10 protein-coding genes and 2 pseudogenes are annotated in these 14,459 nt (G+C 53.4%); 6 read left to right on the forward strand and 6 right to left on the reverse strand.

Translation table 11 applies throughout. The annotated features are described in order from the left end of the window. Window positions 1-1,256: 1,256 nt before the first annotated feature. A pseudogene (locus J8X26_RS19625) lies at window positions 1,257-2,138 on the reverse strand (TonB-dependent receptor plug domain-containing protein); the annotation flags it as partial. A 330-nt stretch (window positions 2,139-2,468) separates the two neighbouring features. Here J8X26_RS19625 and J8X26_RS19630 point away from each other — a divergent pair. The 6 genes from J8X26_RS19630 (at window position 2,469) to J8X26_RS19655 (ending at window position 10,428) form a co-directional block, all read left to right on the forward strand. Beyond that, the gene (locus tag J8X26_RS19630; protein WP_152323789.1) at window positions 2,469-3,371 is read left to right on the forward strand and encodes a homocysteine S-methyltransferase family protein; all 903 of its coding nucleotides are present in this window, start codon (window positions 2,469-2,471) and stop codon (window positions 3,369-3,371) included. A 74-nt stretch (window positions 3,372-3,445) separates the two neighbouring features. Next, window positions 3,446-4,987, forward strand: coding sequence for an ABC transporter substrate-binding protein (locus J8X26_RS19635; RefSeq protein WP_208951723.1), 1,542 nt, complete (start codon window positions 3,446-3,448; stop codon window positions 4,985-4,987). 105 nt (window positions 4,988-5,092) lie between these two features. After that, entirely contained in the window at window positions 5,093-6,031 is a 939-nt protein-coding gene (locus J8X26_RS19640) for an ABC transporter permease (RefSeq protein WP_208951724.1), read from the forward strand. A gap of 18 nt (window positions 6,032-6,049) precedes the next feature. Then, complete coding sequence (locus J8X26_RS19645) at window positions 6,050-6,865, forward strand: ABC transporter permease (protein WP_208951675.1); 816 nt, start codon at window positions 6,050-6,052, stop codon at window positions 6,863-6,865. After that, window positions 6,862-8,454, forward strand: coding sequence for an ABC transporter ATP-binding protein (locus J8X26_RS19650; RefSeq protein ID WP_208951676.1), 1,593 nt, complete (start codon window positions 6,862-6,864; stop codon window positions 8,452-8,454). The genes J8X26_RS19645 and J8X26_RS19650 overlap by 4 nt, the downstream gene beginning before the upstream one ends. 309 nt (window positions 8,455-8,763) lie before the next feature. Further along, entirely contained in the window at window positions 8,764-10,428 is a 1,665-nt protein-coding gene (locus J8X26_RS19655; RefSeq protein ID WP_208951677.1) for a methyl-accepting chemotaxis protein, read from the forward strand. Between the two features lie 160 nt (window positions 10,429-10,588). Here J8X26_RS19655 and J8X26_RS19660 read toward each other — a convergent pair whose 3' ends face one another. The 5 genes and pseudogenes from J8X26_RS19660 to J8X26_RS19680 all read right to left on the reverse strand — a co-directional run bounded on the left by J8X26_RS19660 (window position 10,589) and on the right by J8X26_RS19680 (window position 14,421). Continuing rightward, entirely contained in the window at window positions 10,589-11,866 is a 1,278-nt protein-coding gene (locus J8X26_RS19660; RefSeq protein ID WP_208951678.1) for a type II toxin-antitoxin system HipA family toxin, read from the reverse strand. Continuing rightward, window positions 11,863-12,159 carry a helix-turn-helix transcriptional regulator gene (locus tag J8X26_RS19665; protein ID WP_208951679.1) on the reverse strand — a complete coding sequence of 99 codons (297 nt, stop codon included), beginning with the start codon at window positions 12,157-12,159 and terminating at the stop codon, window positions 11,863-11,865. The genes J8X26_RS19660 and J8X26_RS19665 overlap by 4 nt, the downstream gene beginning before the upstream one ends. A 192-nt stretch (window positions 12,160-12,351) precedes the next feature. Further along, window positions 12,352-12,981: pseudogene (locus tag J8X26_RS19670) on the reverse strand (aldo/keto reductase); the annotation flags it as partial. An 89-nt stretch (window positions 12,982-13,070) separates the two neighbouring features. Continuing rightward, window positions 13,071-14,195: a phage integrase Arm DNA-binding domain-containing protein gene (locus J8X26_RS19675; RefSeq protein WP_208951680.1), complete on the reverse strand. Its 1,125-nt coding sequence runs from the start codon at window positions 14,193-14,195 to the stop codon at window positions 13,071-13,073. After that, window positions 14,179-14,421 (reverse strand): excisionase, encoded by a 243-nt coding sequence (locus tag J8X26_RS19680; RefSeq protein ID WP_208951681.1) that lies wholly within the window; start codon window positions 14,419-14,421, stop codon window positions 14,179-14,181. Before J8X26_RS19680 ends, J8X26_RS19675 begins: the two co-directional genes overlap by 17 nt. Window positions 14,422-14,459 lie beyond the last annotated feature (38 nt).

Below are 14,459 nucleotides of genomic sequence, written 5' to 3' on the forward strand. Positions count from 1 at the left end.
CTCAATGGATTGGTCATCAATGGTGAAAACGATATCGAGTTCGTTCCTTACGTGCGCTGGCGGCCGGATGCTTTCGACAAACGCTTCAACTTCTTTTTTGACTGCGTGATATTCAAGGTCATTAAATGCCATGTTTCCTCCGTGATTGAACAAAAAAGCCTATTAGTTCACATCCCTGTGATTTATTTCCAGTGCTACTGTTTTTATTGTTCGTATGTAAATGTTCCACATCCTTGTGCCTACTCTCCCTATCGGCCAGAGCCTCCCCGGTGCTGGCTAATTCCTCATAAACGTCTTTTCAGCCACCAGGCATTGCAGCACCGCTAGCAAAGAACCAGACCATAAACCCTACAGCACCTGCAAGTACGATAATTGGCGGTATAAATTTGAGTTTCATCTTCTGTTTTCTCTAATTTGTGAAAGCATCACACCCACATCCCTGTGACACAGCTCCCTATCTGCCAGACACCCATGAGCTGACAGTTGCTGTCTTTACGGTCTTGCGCCTTCTATCATAACCACCAAAAGAGCAACTGAGACGACCGACATATAGCCAATAACCAAAGCTTTTTTCATAATATGAGCACCTCAGTTGAAAGTTTCTGTAGGCCACATCCTTGTGGGTGAAAGCTCCTGCTTAACCAGTCCCGCCACAGAGCTGGCTAATTCTTCGTGATTTAATCACTTCCCTGTGGACCATTTCCTTTATGCCACTGCTTTGATTATTCTCTCACTGACGAAACATAATAAGCTTAACGGGTTGCAACACAAATACTGGGGAAATATCAGGGGGAGGGGGTTACTGGCTTGGGCAAGTGTACGATGAGCCGGTTTCGCTACGGCAGGGACTGGACTATCTGATGATAGTGAAGAGCCCGCAGAAGGACATCATGAAGTTTGATGACAGCATGGATACGTTCTTGCTGAAGAGTCCGTGAAAATGCCATGGGGCATGTATGGGGCACGAAGGCATCACGAACTCACATTCATTATTGTGCAGAGCAGTGAAACGGTAATTTTCGATGATTCGTGAGATACCGCGTAAGTGCAGTGACGTGCAAAGCTTGAGGAAAAGGCTCAATACAGAATATATGTATTGAGCCTCTCGTGTATTCATGGCCTTAAAATTATTCTGCAAAACATATTTTTTATGTAATGAATTCATAGGGCTGATTATGGAGTATTTTTGAATTCTAAAGTGTGAGTTTTTGATATAATTAATAATAAAATCATAATGTTAAGATGTCATCATGCGCATACCAGCGCGGCATGCCGCCCCAGGTCGGGCTGTCGGTATTCGTTTGCTGGAATTCGTAGCCCGCGGAAAGCAGGGTGGAATCGGTCAGGTCGGCATCAACCGTGGCGTAGACGAATTTTTTGGTCGCGCCGTAACGCTCAACGTAGCTGTTCTGATCCTGATATCCGGTGATCAGGCGGCCACGCACACTGCCGGAGGCATTCAGCGGAGTAGACAAATCAGCCACGTAACGCTGTTTGTTCCAGCTGCCGTAAGTCGCGGAAACATTGCCGGTGAATTCTTTGCTGTCGGCGTGTTTACGCACCTGGTTGACAGAAGCGGACGGGTTGCCCGGGCCGGTCATCAGGCCGGTTGCGCCGCGCACCACTTCGATGCGTTCGAACAGTGCGGTGTCGGACTGGGAATCGCCCAGATCCCAGCGCGGGTCGAAGGTGGTCGGAATGCCATCGACCATGTAGTTATCGATTAAAAAGCCACGTGCGTAATAGGTGCGACGGTCAAGATCCGAGACGCTTTCCTGAATGCCGGTGGTGTTTTTCAGTACATCACCCAGCGTTTGCAGTTGCTGATCCTGCATACGTTGTTTGCTGATGATGCTCACGGACTGCGGAATGTCGCGCGTGGTCAGCGCCATTTTGGTGCCCGCGGTGGTGACCGGTACGCTGTAATCGGTAGCGGCAGTGTCGGTAACCGCCGCGTTATTTTGGCCGGTCACGACGACCGTATCGTCGGTTTTATTCGCCGTAGTTTCGGCGGCAAAAGCAGAATGTAAAGAAGACGAAATAAAAACAGCCATAACAGAAAGTGAAAGTTTCTGTCCTAAATTATTATTCCTGCCACGGATTGATTTAACTGAATTTTTCCCTGAAACGGATACCATTTATTAATCTCCGAAAGATTATTTTATATTTTATTAGCCACAACTTTTAGATATTTATAACGCTTTAAAAGGGTGAACAAGACCCGCCGGGATCCCCCGAAAAAGAGGGCCGGAATGGTGGAGTGCAAACTTAGTTAATAAAGCGAATGAGAATAATACGCATTGGGTTTAGCGGTGTAAATAAATATTACCATTCTGTAATGGTGAGTTTTCTTTTCTCATTTTTAGCCATTAAGAAATCTAGACATCTAAACGTTCGTTTTGTAGAGTGTCATTCACCTGATGAATTACTGTTTGATTCAGTTAAGAAAATTTCGAGGCGGTGACACAATGATCAGTAACATTAAAATTCTCGATGGCGGAATGGGCCGTGAACTGGCCCGGATGGGCGCGCCGTTCCGTCAGCCGGAATGGTCGGCGCTGGCGCTGATCCAGGCACCGGAATTTGTGCGTAAAGCGCATGACGCTTTTATTGCAGCCGGTTCCGACGTGATCACCACCAACAGCTACGCCGTTGTCCCTTTCCATGTGGGTGAAACCGTCTTTGCGGAGCAGGGCGCAGCGCTGATTGCGCTGTCCGGAAAACTGGCGCGCGAAGCCGCTGATGCGGCAAAAACGCCGGTGAAAGTGGCGGGTTCCCTGCCGCCGGTTCTGGGTTCTTATCGCCCGGATCTCTTCGAGCCCGTTGCGGCGAAAGCACTGCTGACCGTGCTGGTGGAGAATCTCAAAGACACCGTGGATTACTGGCTGGCCGAAACGCAAAGTTCAGTCGCCGAAGTTGAAGCAGTGCGCGAAGTGCTGACAGATGTGCTGGGCGATGACCTGCGTCCTCTGTGGTTCTCGTTCACCTTGCAGGATCAGCTTACCGGTGACGGCCACGCGCTGCTGCGCTCCGGCGAATCCATCGAGCAGGCGGTTGACGCCGCGCAGCGTTTATCCGCCAGCGCGATTTTGTTCAACTGTAGCCGCCCGGAAGTGATGGCCGCCGCCGTTCGTGCGGCACGCGCCGCAAACACCTCTTTTGATATCGGCGTTTATGCCAACGCTTTCGAGCCCGCGGATAACAAACGCGGTGCGAATGAAGGGTTAAGCAAAATGCGTCAGGACACCGATCCTGCCGGATATCTGCAATTTGCCGAAGACTGGGTAGCGCAGGGCGCAACGATGGTTGGCGGCTGCTGCGGTATCGGGCCGGAACACATCGCGGCATTGAAAAACGCATTCAGCCAATAAAATCAAAAACATTTCAGCCGCACGCCGGACTGAAATTTGGGGCGTGATCGCCTCAGTGACAGGGGAAAAACATGATTGATCGTCGTTCGTTTATTAAAAGTGCGGGGGCACTTTCCATCGCAGCCGCCACGCATTCATTGTGGCTGGGCAACGCATTTGCCGCCGACGCTGAGAAGCCGAAAAAAGGCGGACACCTGGTGGTGGGCGTGGATAACGCGTCCAGCACCGACCGTCTGGATCCGGCATTCTGGTTTGAAACGTACATGTATTTTGTCGGCTCACAGGTTTTCAATAACCTGGTGGAAATCGACGAAAGCGCCGGGCTTGCCCCCTCGCTGGCGGAATCCTGGTCATCTGCCGATGGCAGCAAAACCTGGGTGCTGAAAATCCGTCAGGGCGTGCAGTTCCACGATGGCCGCTCGCTGGGCGCGAAAGACGTGGTCTATTCCCTTAATCACCACCGCGGCGAGAAATCCACATCGCCGGTAAAAGGTTATCTGGACACCGTCAGTTCCATTGAAGCGACCGGCGAACACGAAGTGACGATCAAACTGACCGCCGCCGATGTGGAATTTGTCTGGCTGCTGAGCGCGGTGCATTTTGCGGTCACCGCCGAAAATGAAAACTTCGACAAAGGCATCGGCACAGGCGCGTTCATTCTGGAGAAATTCCAGCCGGGCGTAACCACGCTGACCAAACGCAATCCGAATTACTGGAACAGCGAACGCGGGCATGTTGATTCCGTCGAAACGCTGGCGATGAACGATTCCACGGCGCGCGTGGCGGCGCTGGTCAGCGGCTCTGCGCACCTGATTAACCGCGTGAATCCGCGCATTGTCAGCCGTATCGAGCGCATGCCGAACCTGAAACTGGTGCGTGCGAAAGACAGCATGATTTACACCTTCCCGGGGCTGTCGAATCTGGCGCCGTTTGATAACATCGATGGCCGTCTGGCGCTGAAATATGCCATTGACCGTCAGCAGATTATCGACACGGTATTGGGCGGATACGGCACCGTTGCCAACGATAATCCCATTTTCCCGTCGAACCGCTACTTTGCGAAAGACATCCCGCAGCGTCCGTATGATCCAGAAAAAGCCCGGTTCCACTGGAAGAAATCCGGGTTCAGCGGCCCGCTGACGCTTAACGTGGCCGACGCCGGTTTCCCGGGCGCGGTTGATGCCGGTCAGCTTTATCAGCAATCTGCGGCGAAAGCCGGGATCAACCTCAACGTGGTTCGCGTGCCGGATGACGCGTTCTGGAATGATATCTGGCAGAAAAAAGCGTTTGTGTCGTCTAACTGGGCGAACCGCCCGACCGCCGATGCGCTGCTTTCTCTGGTGTTTACCAGCCAGTCTTCGTGGAATGAATCGGCCTGGCACGTTCCGGCCTTCGATGCGATGGTGAAAGCCGCGCGCGGGGAGCCGGATGAAGCGCGCCGTAAGCAGATTTACCACGATATTCAGGTGATGCTGGTCGATCAGGGTAGCGAAGTCATTCCGCTGTACGCCGACGCGCTTGACGGCTGCTCATCCAAAATCAAAGGATTCACCTCTGTGCCGGGAATGCCGCTGAGCGGTAACCGCGCGGCAGAGAAAATCTGGATCGAAAGCTGAGCCGGGTAAAGAATAATGTCAGAGCTTCCTTCTGTAAAAATACCTCAACGGCCCGCGGGCCGTTTTTCGCTGAACCGTGTTTCACCAGACGGCTCGCTTTTGCGCATGGTGTTGGTGCGTTTGTTTTATGGCGTGCTGGTGGTGCTGGCGGTTTCCGTGCTGATTTTTGCCGGTGTGCAGTTGCTGCCGGGCAACGCGGCCACCGCCATTCTCGGCCAGAGCGCGACGCCGGACGCCATCCGCGAACTGAACTTGCAACTCGGGCTGGATAAACCGGCGGCGAGCCGCTATCTGAGCTGGCTGTCCGGCGTACTGCACGGCGATTTCGGTACCAGTTTCTCCACCCGCGAAGCCATCAGCGGCCCGCTGTTTACGCGGCTTGGTAATACGCTGTTTCTGGCGGGATGCACCGCCGCCATCGCGGTTCCGCTGGCGCTAATCATCGGGTTTATTTCCGTGCGTTATCACGGCAGCATTATCGATACTTTCCTTAATGCCATCACCCGCGCCACCGTTGCGCTGCCGGAATTTTTCTCCGGTTATCTGCTGATCCTGATTTTCGCTATCACGCTGGCGTGGGCACCGAGCAACAGCAGTATTTCGCCGGACATGCCGCTGGCGGCCAAACTTTCTGCAATCTCACTGCCGTGCGCCACCCTGGTGCTGGCGATCCTCGGGCACATGAGCAACATGACCCGCGCCGCGCTGATTGCCGCGCAAAGCTCCGCCTATGTGGATACCGCGCTGCTGAAAGGGCTGTCGCCGTCGCGCATTTTGTGGCGTCACGTTCTGCCCAACGCCATCGGCCCGATTATCAACGTCGTGGCGATCAATCTGGCGTATCTGATGGTCGGCGTGGTGATTGTCGAGAACGTCTTTGTGTATCCGGGGCTGGGGCAATACATGGTCGACAGCATCAGCAAACGCGACATTCCGGTGATGCAGGATTGCGCGCTGTTGCTGGCCGGGATTTATATCCTGCTGAATTTGCTGGCCGACGTGATGGCGCTGGTCGCCAATCCGCGTTTACGCCATAACCGCTAAATTTTAGGAATTGCTGCAATGCCTGCCTTAAAACCTGCCTCGATCCTTGGCCTGCTGGTGCTGATTCTCTTTGTTCTTATCGCGGTTTTTGCGCCGTGGCTGGCGCCGCACGCACCGGATCAGACACTGGGCATGTCGTGGGATCTGCCGGGGGCCAATGCGCTGCTCGGCACCGACAATCTCGGGCGTGATCTGCTTTCGCGCCTTATCTGGGGCACCCGTGTTTCGCTGGGCGTTACCGTGCTGGCGGCGCTGGTGGCCTTTTCGGTCGGCTGCACGTTGGGCTTTATCGCCGGATTGCGCGGCGGCTGGCTGGATCAGGTGATTTCCCGCTGCAATGACATCGTGATGGCGATCCCGACACTGATTCTGGCGCTGATCGTGCTGGCCGTCTTGCCGAAAACCTTGCTGACCCTGACGCTGGTTCTCGGGCTGCTGGAATCCACCCGCGTGCTGCGCGTGGCACGTTCGCTGGCGACGGATATCGGCGTGATGGAGTTTGTCGATGTGGCGCGCCTGCGCGGAGAAAGCCTCGGCTGGATCCTCCGGCGGGTGATTTTGCCTAACGCCTTACAGACGCTGATTGCCGAATTTGGCCTGCGCTTTATTTTCATTTTGCTGTTCCTTTCGGCGCTGTCGTTCCTCGGTCTTGGCGTTCAGCCACCGACCGCTGACTGGGGCGGGCTGGCGCGGGATAATAAAGACGGCATTCTGTTTGGCGTTTGGGCGGCGCTGATCCCCGGCGGGGCGATTGCGGTGCTGGCGCTGGCGGTAAATGCCGTCGCCGACTGGCTGATGAGCGGTTCGACCCGCGTCTGGGGGAAAAAAGCATGAGCGACGTTTTACTCAAAACAGAAAATTTGCGCGTGGTGTCCGCCAGTAAAAATCCGCGGACGCTGGTGGATGACGTGTCTTTTACCGTGAAACGCGGCGAAGTGCTGGGGCTGATTGGTGAATCCGGCGCGGGGAAATCCACTATCGGGCTGGCAATTCTCGGCCATTGTCGTCAGGGAATGCGTATTCATTCCGGCAGCATTGTCTTTAACGGGCAGGATCTCACGGCGTTGTCTGACCGGCGTTTACGGCAGATCCGTGGTCGCCATATTGCGTATGTGGCGCAGTCCGCCGGTGCGGCGTTTAACCCGGCGATTACCCTGGGTGAACAGGTGATTGAAGCGGCACTGAAACACAAAATCTATGACCGCCAGCAGGCACAGGCGCGCGCCATTGAACTGTTTGAACAGCTCGGTTTGCCGCAGCCGCAGGCGTTTTATCAGCGTTATCCGCATCAGGTTTCCGGCGGTCAGTTGCAGCGGGCGATGATTGCGATGGCGCTGTGCGCCCGTCCCGAACTGCTGATCTTCGATGAGCCGACGACGGCGCTGGATGTCACCACGCAGCTTGGCGTGCTGAAAGCCATTGCCGATGTGATCCGCATTTCCGGCGTGGCGGCTATTTACATCAGCCACGATCTGGCCGTTGTCGCGCAAATCAGCGACAAGATTATGGTGTTGCAGCACGGCAAAACGGTGGAACAGGCACCGGCCGCGCAACTGCTGGCGCAGCCGCAACAGGAATACACCCGGCGTCTGCTGAATGCGCAGGGCGAAACCAAAACGCCGCAAACCAGCGAGGCACCGGTGGCGCTAAGTCTGCGCAATATCAGCGCGCGTTATCAGGCGCAGCCGGTCTTGCAGGATATTTCCCTGAATTTGCCGCGTGGCCGGACGCTGGCGGTGATCGGCGAATCCGGTTCGGGGAAATCAACGCTCGGCAAAGTGATTTGCGGGTTACTCAGCCCGGAAACGGGGAAAGTGACGCTGGAACAGCAAACGCTGCCTGCCGGTCTGCGTCAGCGCAGCCGCCCGCAGTTGCGCGATGTGCAGCTGATTCATCAGATCCCCGATACCGCGCTGAACCCGAAAGAGCGCATTGGCGGGCAGATTTCCCGCGTGCTGGAATGTTTTACTTCGCTTAACCGCCCCGAACGGCAGGCCAAAGTCAGCGAACTGCTGGCACAGGTCGGGCTGCATGCGGAGCTGGCGGAGCGTTATCCTGCGGCACTTTCCGGCGGCCAGAAGCAGCGCGTGTGTATCGCGCGTGCGCTGGCGGCGGAGCCGAAACTGATTGTGTGCGACGAACCGACGTCCGCGTTAGACCCGCTGGTGGCGCGCGAGGTGCTGGCGCTGCTGCGTAAAATCCAGCACGACACCGGCATTGCGTACCTCTTTATCACGCATGATTTGCAGGTGGTGCGCGAGATTGCTGATGAAGTGGCGGTACTGAAGCAAGGCGTGATTGTGCGTCAGGGGCCGGTAGCATCCGCACTGAGCGAACCGCTGGACGATTACACCCGCGCGTTGCTGCATTCCGTACCGGAAATGCGCACCGGCTGGCTGGCGGAAATGTTCGTCAGCGCGTAAAGCGGCCTCCCCTGAAAAGGGGAGGCGTAAATCGCAATTCCATTTTTGTACAGTTACAAACCTTTCTGATTCATTTCTCTTTACACTTCCCTAATAATTCATTCACTAAAGATCTCTTTATTTGTACCGATAACCTTCCTGAACATTAAATATTTCTAAGAGTTTTATTCCCGCGTCAAAAAATTAATTTGAGATAAGGGTTTACGGATTATTTAAAAAAATAAACAGTGATTTCGCTATGAAATTATCAGCGGTTTGAATTGTTTCGCGTTGTATTCATTTTATTGGCCAGGAAATAAGGGAGTGAGAATGTTTAAGATGATCAACAATATGCGGGTGGGTGCCCGTTTGGGGGCCGCATTCAGCCTGGTAATTCTGTTATTAATCATCGTCAGCGTGACAGCAGTAACAAAAATAAGCGCTATCAACGCCAGCATTGACCAAATAGTCAACGATCGTTATGTGAAAGTTCGTCTGGCATTTGATGTCCGCGACGGTGTGAATAACCAGATTAAATTCTTGCGCGGAATTGTCATCGATACCAAGAATCCTGAACAAAACCAAAAACGTTATTTACAGCTGGATGACACCATTAAACAAACCAATCTGGCGATGAGCAAAATTGCGGCCATCCAGACAACGGTGACCGGTAAGCAAAAAATTAAAGCCTTGCAGGATGCCAGCGATGCGTTTGAAAGCGGCAAAGAAGCGCTGATTGCACTGGCCCGCGCCGGTAATATGGACGGCGCAACCGAATATGTCCTGCGTAAACTGACCACGTCGCAGAACGCGTATCTGGATCTGGCCATCGCTTTTGCCAATTCTCAGGATCAGCAGTTGCAGGCTGAAGGCAAAAAAGCGGTGGCAGACGGGCATACCGCCATTGAACTGACGCTGATTTTCTCCGCGCTGGCGATCCTGCTGGCCGCGGCAATGGGCTATTTCCTGACCCGTTCAATCACCCGTCCGCTGCTTAATGCCGTGAAAGTGGCGGAAAACGTGGCGGCAGGCGACCTGACCACGCAGATTCAGGTGAACTCCCACGACGAAACGGGCCAGCTGATGCAGGGCCTGAAAAACATGAACGAAAATCTGCTCAAGATCGTGACAGAAGTTCGTGCCGGAACCCATGCGATTAACAGCGCGTCCAGCGAAATTGCCGCCGGGAACCTGGATTTGTCTTCCCGTACTGAACAGCAGGCCAGCTCACTGGAAGAAACCGCCTCGGCCATGGAACAGATGACCGCGACGGTGAAACAGAATGCTGATAACGCGCGTCAGGCTAATCAGCTCGCGGCGCAGGCTTCCCACGTGGCAGTGCAGGGCGGCGAAGTGGTGGGCGAAGTCGTTAATACGATGGAAGGCATCAATGCTTCTTCCCGCAAAATCGTCGATATTATCGCGGTGATCGACGGCATTGCGTTCCAGACCAACATTCTGGCGCTGAACGCCGCCGTGGAAGCCGCGCGTGCCGGTGAACAGGGGCGCGGATTTGCCGTGGTGGCATCAGAAGTGCGTAATCTGGCGCAGCGTTCTGCTTCGGCGGCGAAAGAGATTAAATCGCTGATCGACGATTCTGTTCTGAGAGTCGATAACGGGACGCAGCTGGTCGCCAAAGCGGGCGCGACGATGGCCGAAGTGGTGTCCAGCGTGAAGAACGTGACCGACATCGTGGGCGAAATTGCGATTGCCAGCAATGAACAAAGCACCGGCATCGAAGAGATCAACAAAGCCATCAACCAGATGGACGAAGTCACGCAGCAGAACGCCGCGCTGGTCCAGGAAGCCTCTTCGGCAGCATATTCCCTGAATGAGCAGGCGGAGCGTCTGTCGCAGGCCATCAGCATCTTTAAAGTCAGCGCGGCGACGGCAACCTCCGCCGTGCGTAAAGCGACGCAGGTTAACTCTCCGGCATTATTGCCAAACCGTCGCGCGGTGCCTGCCGCCGATGAAGGCTCGTGGGAAACCTTCTGATTTTCTGATTATTTTCTGCGTTAATTATCCTAACCCGGTACTGAGTATCGGGTTTTTTACTTTTCTGCCGCGAAGATCGTGACGCAGGGGGACTGACGGGCTGACGATAAGGCGGAAGGCGACTTCCGCTTATTTGAACCTTCCGTGGTGCGGTTACCCGCTATCCTTTCAGAAAATCTGCACGCAGTTTATTCAGAACGTTGAAGACCGGTTTTCCTGCGGATTCGGCAATCTTTGTGTCAGCGAAAACTTGCTGCCAGTTAGCCAGTGCGGCCAGCGTCTGATCAATGTAATCATCCGGTTTGAGGAATTTATAGTCTTTGCACAACTGGTGCATAAGTTTTCGCGTCGGTTTTCCTTTTCCAGCAAATGACGTTGTGTGTTCCCCCATGCCTTCAGAAAATGTCAGGTCATAAGCGGGGGTCAACGTCCACCGTTCTTCGGCATCAGAATGGATAAATGCAAAGTTTTTTGCATGATCATCGTAGTTATGGGAGAGCGCATTAAAGACCATCAGACGCGCCATTTTCTCGACTTCAGCAGCATTTTGGGTCAACGCGTAAGTGAGTTTAAGCATTTCACTGTAATCGAGCGACTGGGTTCTGAAATCGGCATAAATCAGCGCCGATGCGGTCATCACGTGGCGGCGGCTGTCGCCCTCACGGTCAAAACGACGTGATGCAAAGAAACGCTCGGTTTGATTCTTATCAGAGAGTTGCACGTCTAACAGCGTTGAGTCCGCCATTGTGACGCCCGCATTTCTTGCCATGATGGCGTATGCCTGCTCGATAGCGCCAGTTTCCAGCGGTTCATCCAACGCCCTGAACTTTACAATCCAGTGGGTATATCCTTCACGCAGCGGCTCAAAGGCTGAAGTAGCCTGGGTTGTATCTGCTGAGAGGGCTACGATGGCCTTTGGCCGGGCACCACCGGCCGAGCCGCCCGCAATACGCAATGTTTTAAGAACCTGGCGAGTCTCCCCGGCCTGCACTTCGACAGAGGCCTCAAAAAGGTCTGCGAGGCTAAGCGAAGAGGGAATATCCACTTTCTCAGATTTAGGGTGATATTCAAAAGCCCCCACGCCGCGATCGCCGAGGTACGCCAGACGGTCAAGTTGAGTGAGCGTCCGGGATGTCCCCGCACCAAAATGGCCATCGAAGAACCGATCCATTAATTTCAGACCCCAGCCATCCGGCAGGGAATCTGAAAATGCGCCATGTAACCCGCGAAATAACATATCTTTCGCCAGCTGAGGTTTATCATCGAACGTCATTGTAAACGGTGAAAGGCTGAACCCTGAAGCCAGCCACGCTTTACTGTATGTGAAGTAAATGCCTTTTCCTTCAGCCTGATACAACTCACCGACCTTTTGTCCGTTGACGGAAACGGTTAGCTCTTCTACATGCGTCAGTGTGTCGTTTCTGAATGATTTATTCATCGTCCCCCCCGCTGGCGGCTGGCATTTTTTAGTTCCTCATAGGAACCGGGTTGTGAAGGTTTGAACAGCGTGGTGAATGGCGTGAGTTCATCCATCGCGGTCGCCAGCAAGATCATCGATTCCAGCGTAGCAGAACCCGTGAGTTCAAAGCGTTTTATGGATGATTCAGAAACCCCTGAACGTTCAGCCAGTGTTTTACGTGAAAGATTTTTCGACAGACGTAATGCCCGTGCGTTTTTTCCGATATCGCGGGCAATTTCAGCAGGGGAATAAAGAAAGTGCATCAGGGACATTAAACGTCACTCCAGTGGCACTTAATGGTCCAAATAAGACCTGTTATGTGCATTAATCGATGATAATAGGTCATTTTAGACCCGTTATTAAAAAAATGCAAAACCCCGCACAAAAGGTCATTTATGACCTCTTATGCGGGGTTGATAGTGTTTACAGGTCATATTTGACCCATAAAAGTATGGCCTGTTTTGTTAACGCCCGACGCGTGCCTGCAACGCGGCCGGATAGCGGTCTCCGTGAACTTCGACGGCGGCCAGCGCGCTGGCGAGATTGCGTAATTCGCTGTCGCTCAGCGTGACGTCCGTTGCGCCTAAGTTTTCTTCCAGACGGTGCAGTTTGGTGGTGCCCGGAATCGGTACAATCCACGGTTTTTGTGCCAGCAGCCAGGCCAGCGCAATCTGTGCCGGTGTCACGCGTTTTTCCTGCGCGATGTTATGAATCACCGCCAGCAGGCTCTGGTTTACCGCCAGCGCTTCCGGTGAGAAACGCGGCACTTTGCTGCGGAAATCGTCGCTACCAAAGGTGGCATTCGCATCAAATGCGCCGGTCAGGAAGCCTTTCCCCAGCGGGCTGAAGGGCACAAAACCAATACCCAGCTCTTCCAGCGTCGGAATGATTTCCTGCTCCGGCTCGCGCCACCACATTGAATATTCGCTTTGCAGCGCGGTAACCGGCTGCACGGCGTGCGCGCGGCGGATAGTTTGTGCGCCCGCTTCGGACAACCCGAAGTGCTTCACTTTACCCTCGGCAATCAGATCTTTTACTGCACCCGCAACGTCTTCAATCGGTACTTCCGGGTCTACACGGTGCTGATAAAGCAGATGGGTCAACCACTAACTTAATGAAAATACAGTAAAAAAAATTCTTCTGCAAAACTCCTGCAAAATTCTTCTGCAAAACTGTACACCATTTAAACTGACACCTCCTTCCAGTCTTTTCCCCTGTCGTCATGATATTTGTCCGTCATCACACTGGTTTTATGGCCCAGCAAAATTTGCGTGTTAATACCCTGGTCACTATAAAGACGCTCCGATAATGATCTCTGTTCATGGAACGATGGTGGGGTATTGCCATCCCATACCAACCCTGTTTTGTCCCTTGCGGTGGCAAAGCCACATGACAGAGTACCCTTTGTGACAGGTCCTCCTCGGGCGCAATTTCTACGCGACCGGTGATGATGCAGGATCCATTGGCTCAGAACAGAATCGCGGCAATCGGCGATCACATCTCTTAATGAAATTCCCAGCGCCTCACATTTCAGTGAAAGAGGGATCGCCACTTTTGCACCTGTTTTCTCCTGTTTAATGTGAAGTCGGTCCTCCCATATATCGGAAAATTTTAAGGTGGAAATGTCGCCCACTCTCTGCCCCGTGATAATTGCCAATAACATTGCTCGAGCGATATATACGGGCAGATTTTGCGCCTCGGTGTAAATCGCTTTCCATTCATCGAACGACAGTCTTTGGCGTGTTACCTTGGCCCGCGGTTGTTTGGTAGCCGTTGCTGGGTTGTATCCGGCGGGTACTTCGCCGGCATGCTGTGCTTCTTTGAACACATCACTTAGTGTTGCCCTGACAACCTGTGCCATCCTGCCCTGACCCTTTTCGATATAAGTCTCTAGGATGCTGGCAATATCCCGGGCGCCGACTTCTGGAAGTGGGCGAATGCCGCACTGACTGATAAATGCCCGGAGTGCCGGTTCTCTGCCTCTGGCTGTATCAGGTTTGATTTCTCCCGCCTTAACTCTATCCTGCTGTATCTGGCGATACCTTTGAATCCAAGCGTTCGCGGTAATGCCTTGGTTAACCTCACGGCTGATTTCATTTCTGATTTTTATCAGGTTCACCATCTGCTGTTCTGCCAGCCGCATATTGGCATCGATGGCAATGGTTCGGGCTTCCTCCGGGTTATCGCCGAGTCCGTGAAATTTCCCCGTTACAGGGTGTTTATAACGCCAGTATATTTTTTTAGTGCGCGCGTCCGTGTAGCAAGACAATCCGGGGATCGTGATGTTGTATTTACGGGGACGTGCCATCTTCTAAAATCCTCTTCAAGCGCGGGTTGTCGTCGCTTCTAATGACGGGTTTTTCTCTCTCAGCGATATAACGCGCCGTGGAATCGATGCGCCAGCGTCTGCCTGATTTGAACGGCGGAGGAGAAATTAGTCCGCATTTTGCGTCTTTAATGAGTGTGGCCTGACACGGGATCGGCTCTGATAATTCCTCGCGCGCCCAGTCCATAATCAGCATTGTTCTTGCCATTGGTCATTCCTTAAAAGGGTGACCGGTCAACATTATTC

Origin of the sequence: Rahnella sp. ChDrAdgB13 (assembly GCF_017655185.1) — a bacterium.
Lineage (GTDB): Bacteria > Pseudomonadota > Gammaproteobacteria > Enterobacterales > Enterobacteriaceae > Rahnella > Rahnella contaminans.

Excerpts from the sequence above, each read along its gene's own strand:
- J8X26_RS19630 (WP_152323789.1), top strand. The coding sequence starts at position 2,469 with ATGATCAGTAACATTAAAATTCTCGATGGCGGAATGGGCCGTGAACTG.
- J8X26_RS19640 (WP_208951724.1), top strand. The coding sequence starts at position 5,093 with ATGGTGTTGGTGCGTTTGTTTTATGGCGTGCTGGTGGTGCTGGCGGTT.
- J8X26_RS19645 (WP_208951675.1), top strand. The coding sequence starts at position 6,050 with ATGCCTGCCTTAAAACCTGCCTCGATCCTTGGCCTGCTGGTGCTGATT.
- J8X26_RS19650 (WP_208951676.1), top strand. The coding sequence starts at position 6,862 with ATGAGCGACGTTTTACTCAAAACAGAAAATTTGCGCGTGGTGTCCGCC.
- J8X26_RS19655 (WP_208951677.1), top strand. The coding sequence starts at position 8,764 with ATGTTTAAGATGATCAACAATATGCGGGTGGGTGCCCGTTTGGGGGCC.
- J8X26_RS19660 (WP_208951678.1), bottom strand. The coding sequence starts at position 11,866 with ATGAATAAATCATTCAGAAACGACACACTGACGCATGTAGAAGAGCTA.
- J8X26_RS19665 (WP_208951679.1), bottom strand. The coding sequence starts at position 12,159 with ATGTCCCTGATGCACTTTCTTTATTCCCCTGCTGAAATTGCCCGCGAT.
- J8X26_RS19675 (WP_208951680.1), bottom strand. The coding sequence starts at position 14,195 with ATGGCACGTCCCCGTAAATACAACATCACGATCCCCGGATTGTCTTGC.
- J8X26_RS19680 (WP_208951681.1), bottom strand. The coding sequence starts at position 14,421 with ATGGCAAGAACAATGCTGATTATGGACTGGGCGCGCGAGGAATTATCA.